This is a genomic window from uncultured Amnibacterium sp., from assembly GCF_964245895.1.
Lineage (GTDB): Bacteria > Actinomycetota > Actinomycetes > Actinomycetales > Microbacteriaceae > Amnibacterium.
In genome coordinates this window covers 1-18,500 of sequence record NZ_CAXTOQ010000009.1, presented here as the reverse complement: position 1 = coordinate 18,500, position 18,500 = coordinate 1, and the positions used below count along the sequence as shown (strand labels likewise).

Below are 18,500 nucleotides of genomic sequence, written 5' to 3'. Positions count from 1 at the left end.
CCTGCCGGGGGCACGGGCGGTCCGTCGCGGCGGGTCGGGTGTCGCGTCGCCGCCGGAAGCCTAGGGTGAGGGCAGGAGGGTGCCCGGTGGACGGTGTGTCGACGGTCGTGGCTGTGCTCGCGGCGGTGGTGATCGTCCTTGCGCTCCTCTTCTACGTCGTCACCCTGGTCTGGGCGGGTCGGAACCGTCTGGGCACGGCCGGCACCGCGCCCGGCGGGACGGGGCCTCGCCCCCCGGACGGGCCCTCGGAATCTCTCGCCCGGGGCTTCAGCTACCTCCACGTCTCGCCCCGCTCGTCCGCCCGGCGGGCCGGGGTCCAGCAGCGGCTCGAGCGGGCGTACCGGCGCGTCGACGCCGTGGACCCGTACGCTGCTCCCCGCCGGATCGGTGAGGCCCTGCTGCAGGCCGGGCTGACCGAGCCGCCACCGTCCACCCGACCGGAGGACCGCCGATGACCGAGCGTCCCGCAGGAACCGAGCGCTACTCCGACCCGCTGCAGGTCTACGCGGGGGCCGACGAGCAGACCCGGGCCGTGATCGAGAAGGAGCTCGACCGGATCGACCTGCTGGACCGGCGCGACGCCGAGCTGAACGCGCGCGGACTGAACTACGGCGTGGTGGTCACGCTGGCCTTCCTCGCCGCCTGCGTCTACCTGATCGCCAGCGGCCACGGGGTCGAGGGCACCGTCCTGGGCGTCATCTTCATCGCGGCCCTGGTCGCCATCCTCGCCGTCGGCCGCCGCCGCTGAGGATGGTCGTGGGGTTCCGGGCACCGCGGCGCACCCTGCTCGTGATCGGGCTGGTGGGCGCGGTCCTCACGGGCTGCACGGCGGAACCGGCACCCCCGCTGGTGTCGCCGTCCCCGCAGGTCTCCGCCAGCGTCACGCCCGCGCTCTCGTCCCCACCGACGCCCACCCTCACGCCGACGTCTCCGCCGACCCCCGCCCGCAGCCCGAGCCCGACCCCCGCGACGACTCCCAGCTCGCCCCCCGCGCCCCCGCCCAAGCCCGTCATCCTGATCGACCCCGGCCACAGCGGCCGCTCGATCACCAGCACCGACCGGGCCACGGGCCTCCGGGACATCGACTACCCGAACTATCCCGAGATCGACGAGGTCTTCGCCATCAGCAGGTGCGCTGCGCAGGCGCTGCGCCGCGACGGCTACCGGGTCGTGCTCACCAAGAAGCAAGCCCGCGACTCGGTCGGCCTGGCGGCCCGGGCGCGGATGGCGGCCGCCGAGAACGCCGTGCTCGCGATCAGCGTGCACGACGACCACAGCCAGACCGCGGACTTCGAGGCCACCTACTCCCAGCGCGGGGTGAAGCACGCCGGGCGCTACCACGCGATGTACCGGGGGAGTGGCGCGAACCGTACGGTCTTCGACCGGGCCGGCGTCGCTAGGCGGAGTGAACGGGCCGCCGCGGCGATCGCGAAGGCCAGGAGCCAGGCCCAGGGCCGTCCCGTGAGCGTCCGCGAGAACATCTACACCGGCCGGGCGCCGCTGGAACCGGGCAACCTCGCCCTCGTGCAGCTGCTGTCGAGCGTGCCCTGGGTCTACAACGAGATGGGCGCGCTGACCGGCGGCGTCACCAGCCGGACCATGACGATGGCGGACCAGCGCGGCTACGCCAAGGGTCTCGTGCTGGGCGTCGAAGCCGCCGTCCCGCGCTCGACCGGCCGGGTGGCTCAGCCCAGCCGGGGAATCGGCCTGGTGGCCGGCTGCCTGGAGGGCACCCGGTAGCGGCGTCGACCTGCCGAGCGCGGCCGAGCGGCTGCTGCCGGGGCGCCGGAGGGTCGTGGACCCGTCCATCCACCGGCAGGGATGACTCGGGCGATGGGGTGAGTGACGGGACTTGAACCCGCGGCCACCTGGACCACAACCAGGTGCTCTACCAACTGAGCTACACCCACCATCGCTCCTGCGGCGGGCGCAGGGGCAGCGTCGAGTGTAACGGTCCGGCCCGGCCGAGCCGAAATCAGTTGCCGGTCGGGGCCGCCGGGGCCGCACCTGCGCCGGTGAGGGCGCCGGCGTGACGGCCGGCGATCTCCTTGGCCGTGGCCGAGTCGGGCCCGGGCAGCGGCACGAAGACCGCGTCCCGGTAGTAGCGGAGCTCCTCGATCGACTCCCGGACGTCCGCGAGCGCGCGGTGGTTGCCCGACTTCGCCGGGGCGGAGTAGTAGGCCCGGGGGAACCAGCGGCGGGCCAGCTCCTTGACGCTCGACACGTCGACGTTGCGGTAGTGCACGTGGCTCTCGAGGGCCGGCATGTCCCGGGCGAGGAAGGCCCGGTCGGTGCCGATGGTGTTGCCGGCCAGGGGTGCCTTGCGCGGTTCGGGCACGAACGCCCGGAGGTAGTCGAGGATCTGCTCTTCGGCCTCGGCCATGGCCAGGCCCGACTCGAGCTCGGCGAGCAGGCCGGAGGAGGAGTGCATCTGGCGCACGAAGTCGCCCATCTGCTCCAGCGCCGCGTCGGTGGGTTTGATGACCAGGTCGATCCCGTCGCCGAGGACGTTGAGCTGACCGTCGGTGACCAGGGCGGCCACCTCGATCAGCGCGTCGTTGACCAGGTCGAGCCCGGTCATCTCGCAGTCGGCCCACACCATCACGTCGCGCACGCCCCTCACCTTACGGTCCGGGTCCGTCCGCGCGGGCCGGCGGCGTACACCGGAACCCAGCGGACCAGCCAGCCCGAGCCGGCCCAGCTCAGCAGGCCGATCGCGACGGCGGCGACGGCGAGCGGGGCGAACAGGCTGACGCCGCTGACCAGCAGCGGCCCGGACGCGTTGCCCAGGTCGGCGGCGAGCCGCCAGCCGCCGAGGAACTGGGTCCGGCCGACCGACGGCGACGCGTCCGCGCCGAGGGTCATCACGATGCCGGCGCTGATGCCGTTGCCCAGTCCCATCAGGCAGGCGACGAGGCCGATGCCGACCGCGCCGGAGGTGAGCGGCAGCAGCAGGAACCCGAGCCCCAGGACGATCATCGAGGGGACGGCGACGTAGACCCGGCCGAACCGGTCCATGATCGCGCCACCGGGGTAGAAGAGCAGCATGTCGACCCCGGCGGAGACGCCGTAGATGATGCTGGTCGTCGCCGCGTCCAGGCCCTGGGCCTCGGCCCAGAGCGGGATGATCGACTGCCGCGTCGCCCGGGCGGCGGAGATCACGAGGACGCCGAGTCCGAGGGTGAGCAGCACCCGGCGGTGCTCGGCCAGCACGCTGCGGACCGTCCTGGGGCTCTGGCCGGCTGAGACGGTGTCAGCCCGGGCCTGACGGGTGACGTCGGGCAGGAAGGCGGTCAGCGCCGCGGCGGAGAGGCTCATCAGTGCGGCAAAGCCGTACGCGGCCCCGATCGTCCAGGTGGTGACGATGGCCGCGCCCGCGAACGGGCCGAGAAAGAGCCCGATCCGGAAGGTGCCGCCCAGCGTGGACAGCGCGCGCGCACGCATCCGGATCGGCACCACCTCGGTCAGGTAGGCCTGCCGGGCCAGGCTGAACACGGCGCCGGCCAGTCCGGTGACCAGCACCGCGGCCGCGAGCAGGAGCAGGCTGTGGGCGAGGAAGGCACCGAGCAGGGCCACCGCGTCCAGCAGGCAGGCGGCGACCAGTGCCCGCTGCTCGCCGATCCGCGCCGCCAGCGCGCCGGCCGGGAGGTCCCCGATCAGCTGGCCGATCCCGGTGAGGGCGACGACCAGTGCCGCCACCGTGACGCTGGCCCCGAGGCTGCGGGCCGACAGAGCGACCAGGGGCACGATGGCGCCCTGGCCGATCGAGACGAGGACGGTGGGGCCGTACGCCGGGACGGCGATGGAGCGCCAGCTCACCTGCTGACCCTGCAGTCGACCGCCGTCGGTTGGTCGGTCGGGTCCGATCATGGGCCCGAATCTACGGGCCCCCGCGACGGGCTCGGCGGCTAGGATGCCGGACGGCGGACCGCGCGTCCCAAGCCCCCGTAGCTCAGAGGATAGAGCAGCAGCCTTCTAATCTGTCGGTCGTAGGTTCGATTCCTACCGGGGGCGCAGGTGATCTCAAACTCGAGCGGCGACCGACCAGCTTCTCATCTGTCGGTCGTAGGTTCGATTCCTACCGGGGGCGCAGGCGACCGACCAGCTTCTCATCTGTCGGTCGTAGGTTCGATTCCTACCGGGGGTGCGCTCACCGGAACGGCGTTGCGCCTCTTCTCGACCGTTGCGCCGTCCGTAGAGGGCGCAACGATGGCGAAGCGGCGCAACGTCGTCGAAAGGCCGTCGGGCTGGGTCCGACGAGCGCCTCGTGCGCCCAGAGGATCCGGGGCCGATAGCCTGCCACCCATGGCGACCGTAACGCTCCCGGGCGGGCCCACCCTGAGCTACCGGGAGTGGGGCCGGCCCGACGGCGCCGTGGTCCTGCTGCTGCACGGACTCGGCAGCTCGAGCGCCGGCTGGCGCCACCTCGGCCCCGTGCTCGGTCGGCACTTCCGCTGCATCGCGCCGGACGCCCGCGGGCACGGTGAGAGCAGCTGGATGGCCGACTACTCCTTCGAGGCGATGCGGGACGACGTGGTGGGCCTGATGGGCCAGCTCGGCATCCTGGCCGCCATCCCGTACGGGCACTCGATGGGTGCCCTCACCGCCTACCTGCTTGCCGCGACCCAGCCCGACCTGGTCCGTCGGCTGGTGCTGGAGGAGATGCCGCCACCGGACGCCGCCGAGCCGCACCGCCCGATCCCTCGCCAGCCGGACCCGACCGCCGACCACGACTGGCGGGCCGTGATCGCGGTCCACCGCTGGCGCAACGTCGACCACCCGGGCTGGTGGGACCACGCCGATCGGATCACCGTGGACACCCTCGTGCTGGGCGGCGAGCAGAGCTACCTGCCACAGTCCCGACTGCGCGACCTGGCCGGTCGGCTCCCGCACGGCACGTTCGCGTCGCTCGACCTGCCGCACGGGATGCACGAGGACCGGCCCGGCGAGGTGCTGACCGTCGTCGAGCCGTTCCTGACCCGCTTCGCCAAGTAGCCCCGAACCGCTCGGGGCGTCAGAGGCCGCAGGTACCCTGGGCCGCATGTCCGTGGCCGCCTCCGCCGTACCCAAGCAGCAGCGGCGCGCCCTCAGCCGCAACGGGCTGCCGGCCGAGCCGGACCCGAACGAGCCGCTGCCCAAGCGCCTGCTCAGGACGCGCCTGTTCTGGGTCACCGTGGTGGTGCTCCTCGGCTACGTCGCCTGTCTGGCACTGCTCTACCGCCAGGTCGTGCCCGACCAGGAGGTGCCGGGCGGCATCGTCCCGGGCCTGGGGACCGAGGCGGTCCCGATCGCGGCCAAGTACGCCGCCATCACGGCCGTCCCGCTATCCCTGCTCTTCCTGTGGGCGGACCGCTTCCGGCCGCAGCGGTTCTGGGTCTGGCTGATGACGTTCGGCTGGGGCGCCTGCGTCGCCACCTTCGTCGCCGCCCAGATCAACACCTGGGCCGCGTCCCACCTCAGCGTCATCGGGGACGGTGACCCGGCCACCAGCGCCCGCGCCGCCATCTACGTCGCCCCGTTCGTGGAGGAGGCGGCCAAGGCCACGATCCTGTTCTGGCTGGCCATCCTGATGCGCTACCAGTGGGTCAGCCGGCTCAGCGGGATCGTGCTGGCGGGGCTGTCGGGGGCGGCATTCGCCTTCGTCGAGAACATTCTCTACTACGGCCGCGCCTACCGGTACGCCGCGCGGACCTTCGGCCAGGTGGCTCCGCTGGAGGCGCTGCAGCAGACGTTCCAGCTGCGCGGGCTGCTCACCTTCTTCGGCCACCCGCTCTTCACCTCGATGACCGGCATCGGGCTCGCTGTGGCGATGAGGTCGCGGAGCAAGATCGTCCGCGTCGTCGCGCCGCTGGCCGGCTACTGCGCCGCCGCCTTCCTGCACATGGCCTTCAACACCACGGCCTCGCTGGTGTCGGGCCGCCAGCTGCTCTACATCTACCTCGGGGTGGCGCTGCCGGTGGTGATCGGCCTGGTGCTGTTCATCGTCCGCCAGCTCTTCCGCGAGGGTCGGCTGATCCGCGAGCGGTTGACCGACTACGTCCGCGTCGGCTGGCTGCCCGCCGACGACCCGGTCGCGCTGTCGCGGTTGCGCACCCGGACCAGGGCCGTCTGGCACGCCCTCTTCCTCGGCCCGGCGGTGCTGCTGGCCACCGTACGGATGCAGCGGGCCGTGACCGAGCTGGCCTACCTGCGCGACGCCATGGTGCGCGGCCTGGTCGACCAGACCGGCCTGTCGCGGGAAAAGCTGCTCCTGGCCCGGATCCGGACGCTCCGCGGGGCGGCGATCACCCAGCCCACCGGTCGAGCCGCCTACCCGCAGCTGCGCCGTCGCCCGGTGGGCGCGCAGGCCTACTCGCCGGCCAGCTATCCCGGCCCCGCTGGCCTGGGCGGCAACTACCCCGCTCCGCGCGCGGCGGCCCCGTACGTCCCTCCCACGGGAGTCCCGCCGACCGCGGTGAACCCGCTGGGGCAGACTGCTACCCAGTACTCGGAGGTCGACCCGACCTGGAAGCCGCCCGGAGAATGAGAACAGCGGCGTAGCCGCGAAGGAGCGCCGATGCCCGGCAGTGAACGCACCCCGCTCGAGCTGGCTCTCGTCGAGCTGCGGTCCGCGGTCACGCCGGTCACCTTCCCGCTGCCCCTGCCCGAGGCGGCCGACTCGGCGCGTACGGTCACCGACATCACCCGCCAGCTCGACGACTACGTGCTGCCCCGGCTGGCCGGAATCGACGCGCCGCTGCTCGCCGTCGTCGGCGGCTCCACCGGCGCGGGGAAGTCCACGCTGGTCAACTCCCTCGTCGGTCGCCGGGTCACCGCGCCGGGCGTGATCCGCCCCACCACCCGGGCGCCCGTCCTGGTCCACCACAGCAGCGACGCGCACTGGTTCGCCGACGACCGCATCCTGCCGGGACTCGCGCGTTCGACCGGTGCCCGCAACGACACGCAGTCGCTGCAGCTGGTCACCGACGACAGCATCCCGCCCGGTCTGGCGCTGCTGGACGCTCCCGACATCGACTCGGTGGTGAGCGAGAACCGGACCCTGGCGGCCCAGCTGCTCGCGGCGGCCGACCTGTGGCTTTTCGTCACCTCGGCCGCCCGCTACGCCGACCAGGTGCCGTGGGACTTCCTGCACTCGGCCGCTCAGCGCAGCGCGGCCGTCGCGGTGGTCCTGGACCGGGTGCCGCCGCGGGCGATGGCCGACGTGCCGCCCCACCTGGGTCAGATGATGAGCGAGCGGGGCCTGGCCGGATCGCCGCTGTTCGCCGTCCCCGAGACCGCCGTGGACGCTGACGGGCTGCTGCCCGTGTCGGCCGTACAGCCGATCCGCGGCTGGCTGGCCGCGCTGGCCGCCGACAAGACCAGCCGGACCGCGGTCGTCCACCGCACCCTCGACGGCGCGATCGCCGCCCTCACCACCCGGACGCCGCGGGTGGCCGCCGCGCTGGGGGACCAGCTGGAGGCGGTCGAGCGGCTGCGGGCCGAGGCCGACCACAGCTACGCCGAGGCCGTCCGTACGGTGCAGGTCCAGACCGCCGACGGCACCCTGCTGCGCGGGGAGGTGTTGACCCGCTGGCACGAGTTCGTGGGCACCGGTGAGTTCTTCCGGGCGCTGGAGCAGAAGGTCAGCTGGCTGCGCGACCGGGTCACCGCCGCGATCAAGGGCCAGCCGCCCGAGGCCGACAACCTGAAGGTCGCCGTCGAGTCCGGCCTCGAGTCCCTGGTCGAGGCCGAGGGTGACGCCGCCGCCGAACGAGTCGAGGCGTCCTGGCAGGCGAACGCGGCCGGCCGGGCCGTGCTGGAGCGGACCCGGGAGGACCTGTCCCGCTCGTCGGTGGATTTCGACCGGGCCGTCGACCGGGCGATCCGGGACTGGCAGGGCGCCGTCCTGGACCTGGTGGCCGACGAGGGGATGACCAAGCGGTCCCGCGCCCGCTTCCTGGCCTTCGGCGTCAACGGCCTCGGGGTCGCGCTGATGATCGTCGCGTTCGCCCACACCGGCGGGCTGGTCGGCGCCGAGGTGGGCGTGGCCGGCGGGACGGCTGTGCTGGCCCAGCGGGTGCTGGAGGCCGTCTTCGGCGATCAGGCCGTCCGCCGGCTGGCCGACATCGCCAAGGCCGAGCTCGACCTCCGGGTCGAGGCCCTGATGTCGGCCGAGCTGCTGCGCTACCACGCCGTCCTGGACGCGCTGGCGCTCGACCCGGCCGCGGCCGACCGGCTACAGAGCGCCACGGCAGCCCTGGTGGCGGCGCGGGCAGGCGGCCTGCCCGCCGCCGCGCCCGAGTCCGAGCCGGCCCTGGCGGCGGCCCCGGCACGGCCGGCCCTCGAGGCGCCGCGGGTCTCTCAGCTCCCGTTCGGGACCCAGGACGGGGGCGAGGTCTGGGAGGCCGAGCTGGTGGAGCCGCCCGCCCCGCGGCAGGAGCTGCGCTGATGGCGGGCAAGGGCCTGGCCCTGCTACGCCGACGCGACGAGACGGAGCAGCTCAGCGTCCGCGTCCGCGCGCTTGGCGAGGCGGCGGAGCTGTGCGAGGGTCGGGCGGCCGAGGAGGCGGTGGCCGAGGCGAAGCGGGTCGTCGCGCAGACCGACCGTCGGCTGGCCGTGTCGGGAGCCGCGACCGTGGTGGCCCTGGCCGGCGCCACCGGCTCGGGGAAGTCGAGCACGTTCAACGCCCTGACCGGCACCGACCTGGCGACGGTGGGCGTCCGACGGCCGACCACCTCGAGCCCGCTGGCGGCCAGCTTCGGTGACGATGCCGGTGAGGAGCTGCTGGACTGGTTGGCCGTCCCCCGCCGGCACGGGCTGGCCGTGGATGGGGTTGCGGCCGCCGGGCTGAGTGGCCTGGTGCTGCTCGACCTGCCCGACCACGACTCGACCCAGATCGCCCACCGGCTGGAGGTCGACCGGCTGGTGCAGCTGGTCGACATGCTGGTCTGGCTGGTGGACCCCCAGAAGTACGCCGACGCGGCCCTGCACGATCGCTACCTCAAGCCGCTGGCCTCGCACGCGGCGGTGATGATGGTCGTCCTGAACCAGGTCGACACCCTGACCCCGGAGCAGCGGGACCAGTGCCTGCGCGACCTGCGGCGGCTGTTGGCCGCCGAGGGCCTGGGCGCCGTGGAGGTGCTGGGCGTCTCCGCCCGGACGGGAGCGGGACTGCCCGAGCTGCGCAGCCGGCTGGCCCGGCGGGTCGCGGACAAGAAGGCGGCGGCCACCCGGCTGGCCGCCGACGTCTCCGCCGCGGCCGACCGGCTCTCGACCGCGTCCGGGACGGGAGGCGTGGCCGGGCTGCCGCAGTCGGCGGTGGAGGCGCTGAACTCCTCGTTCGCCCAGGCGGCGGCCGTCCCCGTGGTGGTCGAGGCCGTCGACAAGGCGTGGCGGCTGCGCGGCGGCCTGGCCACGGGCTGGCCGGTGCTGGCCTGGCTGGCCCGCTTCAAGCCCGACCCGCTGCGGCGACTGCACCTGGACCGGCTGGGCGTCGGCGGCCGGCGGCGCGAGATCGACCCGTCAACGCTCGGCCGCACCTCCCTGCCGGCCACCACCGGCGTCCAACGGGCCCGGGTCGACAGCGCGCTGCGCAGCCTCGCCGACGCCGCGACCAGCGGTATGAGCCGCGGCTGGGCCGACGCGACGAGGCGGGCCGTCCGCTCGGGGGAGTCCTCGCTACCCGACGCGTTGGACCGTGCCGTCGCCGGCACGGACCTCGACCTGGCCGGGCACCGTCGCTGGTGGAGGTGGGTGCAGGTGGTGCAGTGGGTGCTGGTCGCCGCCGTGGTGGCCGGACTGCTCTGGCTGGGCTCGGCGTTCGTGCTGGCCTACCTGCGGCTGCCGCCGCTGCCCGACGTGCTCTGGTGGCGGCTGCCCGCGCCGACGGTGCTGACGCTGGGCGGGGTGGTGGCCGGCCTGCTCGTGGCCGCCCTGTCCCGGATCGGGGTGGCGGTGGGTGCCCGGCGGCGGGCCCGGCAGGCCCGGTCGGCGCTCCGCCGCTCCATCGCCGCCGTCACCGAACGCCTGGTGCTGGAGCCGTTGACCGTCGAGCGCCAGCGCTACGAGGACGCGCTGACGGCCCTGCGGCAGGCCCGGGGCTAGGCGACGAGCTACGGGGGGTGCGATGGGGGCGGCGGAGGATGTCGTCAGCGCGGCCGACGCGATCGGGCCCCTGGGGACGATCCGGGACGACGACCCGGTGTGGGCGTACAACGACGGCCCGACCGGGTGGACCGCCGCGCGCACGGTCGAGCACATCGTGGACGCCCTGCTCTTCTACGCCGGTCAGGTGGCCCGTCGAGCCCACGGCCGGCTGCCCGTGTTGCGGGACGGCCGCCGGGCGCCGCCGTCGGCACAGCTCGACAACGCCCGGACCGCCGCCCACGTGCTGGCGGGGCAGCTCCGCGATCTCGGGAGCGACGTCGCCTGGCACCCCAGCGGCCTCGCCGATGCGGCCGGCTGGTCGGGCATGGCGGTGACCGAGCTGCTGGTGCACGGGAGCGACGCCGCGCACCTCGTCGGTGTCGAGCTCGACCTGCCGTCCGACGTCTCCCTCCGTGCCCTCAACCGCGTGTTCCCGTGGGTGGACACCACTCTGGGCGACCCCGGACGGCTCCTGCTCGCCGTCACCGGACGCACCCGGGTGGAGGGATTGCCCCACGACCCGGAGTGGTGGTGGCAGTCGGCTCCGCTGACGGAGTGGAACGGGCAGCCGCGACGTCGCGACCGCCCTCCGTTCTGGTCCTAGCCGACCACCTCGCTGATCCTCAGGCGTTCGCGGGCGCGACCAGCCGTCGTGCGGCCTCGACGGCGGCTCGGCGGTGGTCCTCGGTGCCGGTGGTCAGCTGCTCGGGCGGGATCGGGGTCTGCACCCAGGCGTGCGCGACCGAGAACAGCAGCTCCAACAGGTCCTCCGGGACCCAGGCGATATCGACGGCGCCGATCCGCTGCGCCTCCCGGAGGGCCTCGATCTTGGCGTCGGGCGCGGCCTGACCCTCCGGCAGGCGGTAGGTCATCCCCTCCAGCCGCGCCCAGGTGAGCATCCGCAGGTGCTCGGGGTGGGCCAGCGCATGGTCGAAGGCCGCGGCGACGAAGGCCGGCACGTCGGCCGGGTCGAGATCGACCGACTCGTGGAAGTCGGCGGCCCCGAGGTCGAGCACCGCCTGGAACAGGGTGGTCTTGTCACAGAAGTAGGCGTACATCCGCTCCTTGCTCGCCCTGGCCTCGTGCGCGATCCGGTCGATCCTGGCGCCGGCGAGGCCGCGTTCGGCGAACTCCGCGCGCGCCGCCAGCAGCACCCGGCTGCGGACGTCGACGGCGGTGGCGGCGGACATGAGGCCACCGTACACCGGTCGAACTAGTTCGTTTGACTTCGACCGAACCAACTCGTACGGTTACTCACGCAAACCGATCGAGGAGAACCATGTCTGTCGCCACCCGTCCCATCGCCCCGGCCCCCGCCGGCCTCGACCGAGGCAGGGGTGGATCGCGGTGGCTGGTGCTTGCCGTGGTGGCGCTGGCGCAGCTGACGGTCGTGCTGGACGCGACCATCGTCAACATCGCCCTGCCCGCCGCCCAGGCCGACCTCGGGATGACCGACGGCCAGCGCGGCTCGGTCGTGACCGTGTACGCCCTCGCCTTCGGCGCCCTGCTGCTGCTGGGCGGCCGGATCGCCGACTACGCCGGCCGCAAGCGCTCGTTCATCATCGGCATGGCCGGCTTCGCGCTCGCCTCGGCCGTCGGCGGGGTCGCCACCTCGGGCACCCTGCTGCTGCTGGCGCGCGGCTTCCAGGGCGCGTTCGCCGCGCTGCTGGCCCCCGCTGCGCTCGCCGTCCTCTCCATGACGTTCCCGAGCGGTCGCGACCGGGTCCGCGCCTTCGCGGTCTACGGCACCATCGGCGGCGGCGGGGCCGCGGTCGGCCTGGTCCTCGGCGGGGTGCTGACGGAGTACCTGAGCTGGCACTGGTGCCTGCTGGTCAACGTGCCGATCGCGGCCGTGGCCATCGTGGCCGCCATCGTGCTGCTGCGGGAGAGCAGGGCGGACGGCGACACCCGCTACGACGTCCCGGGCGCGGTGCTGGTCACCGGCGGGCTGGCGTCCCTGGTCTACGGCTTCTCCCGTGCGGAGTCCGGCTGGGCCAGCTGGGACACCATCACCTTCCTCGCTCTGGGCGTGGTGCTGCTGGCGGCCTTCGTCCGGGTCGAGGCGCGCTCGGCCCACCCGTTGCTGCCGTTGCGCGTGCTGGCCGACCGGGTCCGTGGTGGCGCCTACCTGGTCTCGGTGCTGGTCGGCGCCGCGCTGCTCGGGGCCCTGCTCTACCTCACCTTCCACTTCCAGATCGTGCTCGGGATGACCCCGCTCCAGGCCGGGCTCGCGTCGCTGCCGATGACGGCAGCGATCGTGGTCACCGCGCCGGTCGTCTCCCGGCTGCTGGGCACCGTGGGGCCGCGGGTCCTGATGACCGTCGGCCCGCTGGTGGCCGCAGCGGGCCTGCTCTGGCTGAGCCGGATCAGCGTCGGCGGCTCCTACGCCACCGAGGTGCTGCCGGGTCAGCTGCTGCTGGGCGTCGGTCTGGCCCTGGTCTTCGTCCCGCTCCAGAACGTCGCCCTGGCCGGCATCGAGCCCCGCGACTCCGGCGTGGCCAGTGCAGCCGTCACCGCCACCCAGCAGATCGGCGGCTCCGTCGGAACCGCCGTCTTCACCGCCATCTACGCCGCGGTCCTCGCATCCGCGACCGCTGACGGATCCGTCGGCCCGGTGGCCCTGGTCGAGGGCTACTCCTGGGTCTTCCTCGCCGGGGCCATCGGGCTGGCCGCGGCCGCCCCGATCGCCTGGACCATGATCGGGGTCGACCGCCGGTCGTTCACCGTCAGCGACGAACCGGTGGCGATGCACTGAGCGCGGGTAAGGGGACTGACGCTCCTGCCTGTTGTCAGAGCCGTCCCCTAGCGTGACGAGCATGACGAACGAGACGAACCGGGTGCCGCTGCCCGGTAGCCACCGCAAGGCTCCGGCGGACGCCCGACGGCTCGAGGCCCTGCCGGCCGACGAGCGGCTGGAGGTGACGGTCGTGCTGCGACCGCGCCGCGGGACGGCCGAGCCCGCCGCGCAGCAGCGGTTCACCTCCGCGGAGGTCCGCGGCCGCTCCTACCTCAGCCGGGACGAGTTGGCCGCCGCCACCGGGGCGGACGAGTCCGACCTGCAGGCGGTCGCCGCGTTCGCGGCCCGGCAGGGCCTGACGGTGGTCGGGTCCGACGGTCCCCGCCGGACCGTACGGCTGGCCGGCTCGGCGACCGAGCTGCAGCAGGCGTTCGGCGTCGAGCTGCACCGCTACGAGGGAGTGGCCGGCACCTTCCGCGGACGGGTCGGAGCGGTCCACCTGCCCGCCGAGCTGGTCGAGCGGGTGCAGGCCGTCCTCGGGCTGGACGACCGGCCTCAGGCCGCCACCCGGCACCGGGTACGGCCCGCCGCCCAGGCGGCGGGGACGTCGGTCACCGCGCGGCAGCTGGCCTCGCTCTACGACTTCCCGACCGACGTCGACGGCAGCGGTCAGTGCGTGGGCATCATCGAGCTCGGCGGCGGCTACGCCGACAGCGACCTGCAGACCTACTTCTCCGGCCTCGGTCTCCCCGTACCGACGGTGGTCGCCGTCGGGGTGGACGGGAGCGCGAACACCCCGACGGGTGACGCGAACGGCGCCGACGGTGAGGTGCTGCTCGACATCGAGGTCGCCGGTGCGGTCGCGCCCGGCGCGACCATCGCGGTCTACTTCGCGCCCAACACCGACGCGGGCTTCCTGGACGCGATCACCACCGCGCTGCACGACAGCACCCACCAGCCGTCGGTGCTCTCGATCAGCTGGGGTGCCGCGGAGTCGGAGTGGACGGCCCAGGCGGCCACGGCCATGGACGACGCGTTCGCCGACGCGGCCCGGCTGGGCGTGACCGTCTGCGCCGCCTCCGGCGACAACGGGGCGGCCGACCGGGTCACCGACGGCTTGGCCCACGCCGACTTCCCGGCCTCCAGCCCGCACGTCCTCGCCTGCGGCGGCACCCGGATCGAGGTCTCGGGCGACCAGATCGTGAGCGAGCAGGTCTGGAACGACGGTCAGGGCGGCGCGTCCGGGGGTGGCGTGAGCGACCTCTTCCCGGTGCCGGACTACCAGGCCACGGCCGGGGTTCCGGTCTCGGTCAACCCGGGCGGACGTCAGGGCCGGGGCGTCCCCGACGTCTCTGGCGACGCCGACCCGGCCAGCGGCTACGAGGTGGTGGTGGACGGGCGGTCCGTCGTGATCGGCGGCACCAGCGCGGTCGCCCCGCTGTGGGCCGGTCTCGTCGCCCTCGTCAACTCCGCGCTGGGCAGCCCGGTGGGCCAGCTGAACGCCGCGCTGTACGCGCTCGCCTCCGCCTCGCCGTCGGCCGGGCCCGTCGTCGACATCACCAGCGGCAGCAACACCGTCAGTGGGGCGCCCGGCTATCCCGCGGCGGCGGGCTGGGACGCCTGCACCGGCCTCGGCCGCCCCGACGGAGCCGCGCTGCTGGCCGCGCTGCGCGCCTGAGCGAGGGGAGCCGGTGCCCGACGCTGGCATACTGGGCGGCTGCGGGGCCACCGCTCTCGGTCCGGACCGCTCGCACGCCGCTCCACCCCACCAAGCCAAAGGTTCGCCTGCTCATGCCTGAGTTCATCTACTCGATGCACAACGTCCGCAAGGCCCTCGGTGACAAGGTCGTCCTCGACAACATCACCCTGTCCTTCTACCCGGGCGCCAAGATCGGCGTCGTCGGACCGAACGGCACCGGCAAGTCGACGCTGCTCAAGCTGATGGCTGGGCTGGAGAAGCCCAACAACGGCGACACGATGCTGGCCAAGGACGCGTCGGTCGGCATTCTCTTGCAGGAGCCGCCGCTGACCGAGGGCAAGACGGTCCTCGAGAACGTGGAGGAGGCCGTCGCCGACATCAAGACCCTGCAGCGCCGGATGGACGAGCTCGGGGCCGCCATGGGCGAGCCGGACGCCGACTTCGACGCCCTGATGGCCGAGATGGGCGACGTGCAGACCGAGCTGGACAACCGCAACGCGTGGGACATCGACTCCCAGCTCGAGCAGGCGATGGACGCGCTGCGCTGCCCGCCGCCGGACGCCATGGTCGACGTGCTGTCCGGTGGTGAGCGCCGCCGGGTCGCGCTCTGCAAGCTGCTGCTGCAGCAGCCCGACCTGCTGCTGCTCGACGAGCCCACCAACCACCTGGACGCCGAGTCGGTGCACTGGCTGGAGGGCCACCTCAAGTCGTACGCGGGCGCCGTCCTGGCCGTCACCCACGACCGGTACTTCCTGGACAACGTGGCCGAGTGGATCCTCGAGATCGACCGCGGCAAGACCCACCCGTACGAGGGCAACTACTCCACCTACCTCGACAGCAAGCGCGCCCGGCTGCAGGTCGAGGGCAAGCGGGACGCCAAGCGGGCCAAGATCCTCGAGCGCGAGCTCGACTGGGCCCGGGCGAACCCGAAGGCCCGCCAGGCCAAGAACAAGGCCCGCCTCACCCGCTACGAGGAGATGGCCGCCGAGGCGGACCGCAACCGCAAGCTCGACTTCGAGGAGATCAACATCCCGCCGGGCCCGCGCCTGGGCAGCAACGTCCTCGACGGGACCGGGGTGGTCAAGGGGTTCGGCGACCGGTTGCTCTTCGACGGACTGAGCTTCGACCTGCCGCGTGCCGGCATCGTCGGGGTCATCGGGCCGAACGGCGTCGGCAAGTCGACCCTGTTCCGGATGATCATCGGTGAGGAGCAGCCCGACGCGGGCGCGCTCCGGCTCGGCGACACGGTCAAGATCAGCTACGTCGACCAGGGTCGTTCGGGCCTCGACCCCCGCAAGAACGTCTGGGAGCTCGTCTCCGACGGGCTCGACCACATCAAGGTCGCGAACTTCGAGATGCCGTCGCGGGCGTACGTGGCGTCGTTCGGGTTCAAGGGCCCGGACCAGCAGAAGCCGGCGGGTGTGCTGTCCGGTGGGGAGCGCAACCGCCTGAACCTCGCCCTCACGCTCAAGATGGGCGGCAACCTGCTGCTCCTCGACGAGCCCACCAACGACCTCGACGTCGAGACCTTGCAGTCGTTGGAGGACGCGCTCCTGGAGTTCCCGGGCTGCGCCGTCGTGATCTCCCACGACCGGTGGTTCCTGGACCGGGTCGCGACGCACATCCTCGCGTGGGAGGGCGATGACGAGGAGCAGGCCAAGTGGTTCTGGTACGAGGGCAACTTCGCCGACTACGAGGCCAACAAGGTCAGCCGCCTGGGTGCCGAGGCCGCCCGCCCGCACCGGGCGACCCACCGCCGCCTGACCCGGGCTTAGTCGGGACCACCGGCGCCAGGGACCGGCCGAGCCGCGGGCGTAGCGTCTCGTCCATGCCGCTGCGACGCGCCATGCCGGTCCTGCGCCGTGAGGACCCAGAGCAGACCCGGGCGTTCTTCGTCGACTTCCTCGGCTTCGAGCCGGCCGTCGACGAGCCCGGGTTCATGATGCTGGTCTCGCCGGACGTCCCGACGACCCAGCTGATCGTCGGCGACCCGTCCGTCTCCGCCGACGCCGCCGAGAAGCTGCGCGAGGTCGACGTGAGCATCGACGTAGGTGACGTCGATGCCGCGTACGCCGATGCCCAGGCCCGCGGGCTCGACATCGTCTACCCGATCACCACCGAGTCGTGGGGCCCGCGGCGGTTCTTCGTCCGCCTGCCGGGCGGGACCGTGGTGAACGTCGTGGGCCACCCGCCCGCCTGACGAGGAACCACGGCAGAAGGCACGCGACTCAGCGGACCGTGCGGATCTCCACCCGTTGCATGTACGGCGCGTCGGTGCGGTCCAGGGTCGCGGAGAACGCGTCATCGGCCCAGACGAGTACCCGGTGGTCGCCGGGTTCGAGCTGGTAGACCGAGTCGTTCGGGTAGAACGGCTGGATCGCGGGCTGGCCGTCGGCGTCGTAGACCGCCGCGCGGTTGAGGCCGGCGGGGCTCGGCACGACCCGGTAGAGACCGGTCTGCGCCACGTGGAGGGTCCGCAGCGCGTAGCCCGCACTCGTGAACGTCACGTCCACCGGAACATCGGCCCGCAGCTCCCCGCTCACGTCGTCGAGGGTGGGTCGGTGGAGCACCGCCAGGGCCTGCTCGCGCGTGAAGCGGTCCGCGTACGCGACGAGGGCGTCGGCCAGGCTGTCCGGCAGGCTGGTGCGCCACCCTCCCCCGCCCTGGACGGCCGTCAGCCAGAACCCTCCGTCGTGCCCGAGGAGTGCAAAGCTGCTCAGCTCGGGGATGCCGTCGGCGTAGCGGTAGCCCGAGCGGTGGAGGCAGGCCCGGACCTGTCGAACCGTGGCGCAGCCGTCCGCGAAGTCCAGGGTCGAGCCCCCACTCACGTGCAGGGTGTCCACCCGGACGGCGACCCGTGATGCATCGGCGGACACCGCGCTGGTGCGGATGGTCTCGACCGCTCCGGGCCGGCTGGCGGCGCCGAGCGAGACCTGCGAGGCCCAGAGCTGGACGGCGTCGGAGCTGGACGCGTCGAGGGTCCGCGCGAACGCGCCCACATCGCCGTGGTCGAACGCCCCGACCAGCGCCCGGATGGTGGTCTCGACGGCTGCCTGGGGCGTCGGTGACCAGGTCGGCTCCAACGCGCGGACGTCCGGCGTGCTGCTCTGCGCCACGCCCGGGCCCAGCAGCGTTGCGAACAGGCTGAGGTACCAGCGCCCGGAACGTTCGACCGCCACGAACCGCGGCGGGAGGTCGTAGGGGAGCGCGGTAGCCGGGTAGGTCTCGTCCTGCGGCTCGGTGATCCGTCCGTAGGTGAACAGGGCGCGCAGCAAACCGTGCGCGGCGGCGGGCGTGCTGCGAATCCGGAGCGTGAGGTTCGGGAGGCCGACGACGGCGACGTCGCCGGACTGCGACTCCACCCGCGGCGTCGCCTGCGTGAACGTCAGGTCGAGGCCGTCCAACGGCCGGCCCTCGGACCTACCACCGCCGACCGCGTCCGGGAGGTCGAGGTTCGCGAGCCGGTGCGACCAGGCCTCGGTCACCCGTCGCAGCGCCGCCCGCTCGCCCGGCTCGACGAGGCGCACCACGGCGCCGAGGTCCGAAGAGTCCAGGGCCGTCGTGATCTCGTCGGCGAGCACCGTCGGGGACGACGCACCCCCGCGGACCCGGTCGACCAGGGTCAGTCCGCCGAGGACCAGCGCGACCGCCAGGACACCGACCGCGAGGACGAGCAGCAGCCGACGGTCCACCGACCGCGGCGCGACATCGAGGACCTCCGGCTGCGTCGAGACGGTGGTCGGCTCAGGGGACGTCGACCGACTCCTGGCTCAGGGTCGGGCGCTGCTGGGCGTCCGGCGGCGGTGCGGTCGCGGCGCCGTCGTGCGGGTCCGACCGTACGGTGACCCCGGCCGGCTGCGGCACCGTCCGCCTCGTCGGTGCGAAACCGGGCGCGAGCAGCTGCGCCAGGCTGAGCGCCTGCCGGTCGGCCAGCTCGGC

General features: G+C 73.4%; 17 protein-coding genes and 2 tRNA genes. 13 read left to right on the top strand and 6 right to left on the bottom strand.

Going from position 1 to position 18,500, the window contains the following annotated elements:
* The first annotated feature begins 86 nt into the window (after nucleotides 1-86).
* From ACFE60_RS02675 to ACFE60_RS02665, 3 genes are read left to right on the top strand one after another with little or no spacing between them, the layout of a single operon-like run.
* Nucleotides 87-455: a hypothetical protein gene (locus tag ACFE60_RS02675; protein ID WP_375387293.1), complete on the top strand. Its 369-nt coding sequence runs from the start codon at nucleotides 87-89 to the stop codon at nucleotides 453-455.
* The gene (locus ACFE60_RS02670; RefSeq protein WP_375387292.1) at nucleotides 452-748 is read left to right on the top strand and encodes a hypothetical protein; all 297 of its coding nucleotides are present in this window, start codon (nucleotides 452-454) and stop codon (nucleotides 746-748) included. The genes ACFE60_RS02675 and ACFE60_RS02670 overlap by 4 nt, the downstream gene beginning before the upstream one ends.
* A gap of 8 nt (nucleotides 749-756) precedes the next feature.
* Complete coding sequence (locus tag ACFE60_RS02665; protein ID WP_375387291.1) at nucleotides 757-1,740, top strand: N-acetylmuramoyl-L-alanine amidase; 984 nt, start codon at nucleotides 757-759, stop codon at nucleotides 1,738-1,740.
* Nucleotides 1,741-1,834: 94 nt separating this feature from the next.
* Here ACFE60_RS02665 and ACFE60_RS02660 read toward each other — a convergent pair.
* The 3 genes from ACFE60_RS02660 to ACFE60_RS02650 form a co-directional block, all read right to left on the bottom strand.
* Nucleotides 1,835-1,910 (bottom strand) — tRNA-His (locus tag ACFE60_RS02660).
* A gap of 65 nt (nucleotides 1,911-1,975) precedes the next feature.
* Nucleotides 1,976-2,602, bottom strand: a complete 627-nt coding sequence (orn, locus tag ACFE60_RS02655) for an oligoribonuclease (protein WP_375387324.1) — start codon at nucleotides 2,600-2,602, stop codon at nucleotides 1,976-1,978.
* Between the two features lie 17 nt (nucleotides 2,603-2,619).
* A complete protein-coding gene (locus ACFE60_RS02650) occupies nucleotides 2,620-3,819 on the bottom strand; it encodes an MFS transporter (protein WP_375387290.1) in 1,200 nt (399 codons plus the stop codon).
* A gap of 122 nt (nucleotides 3,820-3,941) precedes the next feature.
* Here ACFE60_RS02650 and ACFE60_RS02645 point away from each other — a divergent pair.
* From ACFE60_RS02645 to ACFE60_RS02620, 6 genes are all read left to right on the top strand, one after another.
* A tRNA-Arg gene (locus ACFE60_RS02645) sits at nucleotides 3,942-4,014 on the top strand.
* A 291-nt stretch (nucleotides 4,015-4,305) separates the two neighbouring features.
* Entirely contained in the window at nucleotides 4,306-4,995 is a 690-nt protein-coding gene (locus ACFE60_RS02640; RefSeq protein ID WP_375387289.1) for an alpha/beta fold hydrolase, read from the top strand.
* 46 nt (nucleotides 4,996-5,041) lie between these two features.
* Nucleotides 5,042-6,526, top strand: a complete 1,485-nt coding sequence (locus ACFE60_RS02635) for a PrsW family intramembrane metalloprotease (RefSeq protein WP_375387288.1) — start codon at nucleotides 5,042-5,044, stop codon at nucleotides 6,524-6,526.
* Between the two features lie 30 nt (nucleotides 6,527-6,556).
* On the top strand, nucleotides 6,557-8,428 hold the full coding sequence (locus ACFE60_RS02630; RefSeq protein ID WP_375387287.1) for a dynamin family protein: 1,872 nt from the start codon (nucleotides 6,557-6,559) through the stop codon (nucleotides 8,426-8,428).
* Complete coding sequence (locus tag ACFE60_RS02625; RefSeq protein ID WP_375387286.1) at nucleotides 8,428-10,083, top strand: YfjP family GTPase; 1,656 nt, start codon at nucleotides 8,428-8,430, stop codon at nucleotides 10,081-10,083. Before ACFE60_RS02630 ends, ACFE60_RS02625 begins: the two co-directional genes overlap by 1 nt.
* Nucleotides 10,084-10,105: 22 nt before the next feature.
* A complete protein-coding gene (locus ACFE60_RS02620) occupies nucleotides 10,106-10,729 on the top strand; it encodes a hypothetical protein (RefSeq protein WP_375387285.1) in 624 nt (207 codons plus the stop codon).
* 19 nt (nucleotides 10,730-10,748) lie between these two features.
* On the opposite strand, the gene ACFE60_RS02615 is transcribed toward ACFE60_RS02620, so the two are convergent.
* On the bottom strand, nucleotides 10,749-11,315 hold the full coding sequence (locus ACFE60_RS02615) for a TetR family transcriptional regulator (RefSeq protein WP_375387284.1): 567 nt from the start codon (nucleotides 11,313-11,315) through the stop codon (nucleotides 10,749-10,751).
* Between the two features lie 89 nt (nucleotides 11,316-11,404).
* Between ACFE60_RS02615 and ACFE60_RS02610 the strand changes: the two genes are divergently transcribed.
* The 4 genes from ACFE60_RS02610 to ACFE60_RS02595 all read left to right on the top strand — a co-directional run bounded on the left by ACFE60_RS02610 (nucleotide 11,405) and on the right by ACFE60_RS02595 (nucleotide 16,761).
* Nucleotides 11,405-12,880 (top strand): MFS transporter, encoded by a 1,476-nt coding sequence (locus ACFE60_RS02610; RefSeq protein WP_375387283.1) that lies wholly within the window; start codon nucleotides 11,405-11,407, stop codon nucleotides 12,878-12,880.
* Between the two features lie 61 nt (nucleotides 12,881-12,941).
* Nucleotides 12,942-14,540, top strand: coding sequence for a protease pro-enzyme activation domain-containing protein (locus ACFE60_RS02605; protein ID WP_375387282.1), 1,599 nt, complete (start codon nucleotides 12,942-12,944; stop codon nucleotides 14,538-14,540).
* 113 nt (nucleotides 14,541-14,653) lie between these two features.
* On the top strand, nucleotides 14,654-16,336 hold the full coding sequence (gene ettA, locus ACFE60_RS02600; RefSeq protein ID WP_375387281.1) for an energy-dependent translational throttle protein EttA: 1,683 nt from the start codon (nucleotides 14,654-14,656) through the stop codon (nucleotides 16,334-16,336).
* Nucleotides 16,337-16,389: 53 nt separating this feature from the next.
* Nucleotides 16,390-16,761: a VOC family protein gene (locus ACFE60_RS02595; RefSeq protein ID WP_375387280.1), complete on the top strand. Its 372-nt coding sequence runs from the start codon at nucleotides 16,390-16,392 to the stop codon at nucleotides 16,759-16,761.
* Nucleotides 16,762-16,789: 28 nt separating this feature from the next.
* Here the strand turns inward: ACFE60_RS02595 and ACFE60_RS02590 are convergent, their stop codons facing one another.
* The gene (locus ACFE60_RS02590; RefSeq protein ID WP_375387279.1) at nucleotides 16,790-18,253 is read right to left on the bottom strand and encodes a hypothetical protein; all 1,464 of its coding nucleotides are present in this window, start codon (nucleotides 18,251-18,253) and stop codon (nucleotides 16,790-16,792) included.
* 52 nt (nucleotides 18,254-18,305) lie between these two features.
* Nucleotides 18,306-18,500, bottom strand: a 195-nt coding sequence (locus ACFE60_RS02585) for a hypothetical protein (protein WP_375387278.1), incomplete at its 5' end; no start/stop codon positions are given.

Coding starts and splice junctions, on each gene's coding strand:
- ACFE60_RS02670 (WP_375387292.1), top strand. CDS start 452: ATGACCGAGCGTCCCGCAGGAACCGAGCGCTACTCCGACCCGCTGCAG.
- orn (WP_375387324.1), bottom strand. CDS start 2,602: ATGGTGTGGGCCGACTGCGAGATGACCGGGCTCGACCTGGTCAACGAC.
- ACFE60_RS02640 (WP_375387289.1), top strand. CDS start 4,306: ATGGCGACCGTAACGCTCCCGGGCGGGCCCACCCTGAGCTACCGGGAG.
- ACFE60_RS02635 (WP_375387288.1), top strand. CDS start 5,042: ATGTCCGTGGCCGCCTCCGCCGTACCCAAGCAGCAGCGGCGCGCCCTC.
- ACFE60_RS02630 (WP_375387287.1), top strand. CDS start 6,557: ATGCCCGGCAGTGAACGCACCCCGCTCGAGCTGGCTCTCGTCGAGCTG.
- ACFE60_RS02625 (WP_375387286.1), top strand. CDS start 8,428: ATGGCGGGCAAGGGCCTGGCCCTGCTACGCCGACGCGACGAGACGGAG.
- ACFE60_RS02620 (WP_375387285.1), top strand. CDS start 10,106: ATGGGGGCGGCGGAGGATGTCGTCAGCGCGGCCGACGCGATCGGGCCC.
- ACFE60_RS02615 (WP_375387284.1), bottom strand. CDS start 11,315: ATGTCCGCCGCCACCGCCGTCGACGTCCGCAGCCGGGTGCTGCTGGCG.
- ACFE60_RS02610 (WP_375387283.1), top strand. CDS start 11,405: ATGTCTGTCGCCACCCGTCCCATCGCCCCGGCCCCCGCCGGCCTCGAC.
- ACFE60_RS02605 (WP_375387282.1), top strand. CDS start 12,942: ATGACGAACGAGACGAACCGGGTGCCGCTGCCCGGTAGCCACCGCAAG.
- ettA (WP_375387281.1), top strand. CDS start 14,654: ATGCCTGAGTTCATCTACTCGATGCACAACGTCCGCAAGGCCCTCGGT.
- ACFE60_RS02595 (WP_375387280.1), top strand. CDS start 16,390: ATGCCGCTGCGACGCGCCATGCCGGTCCTGCGCCGTGAGGACCCAGAG.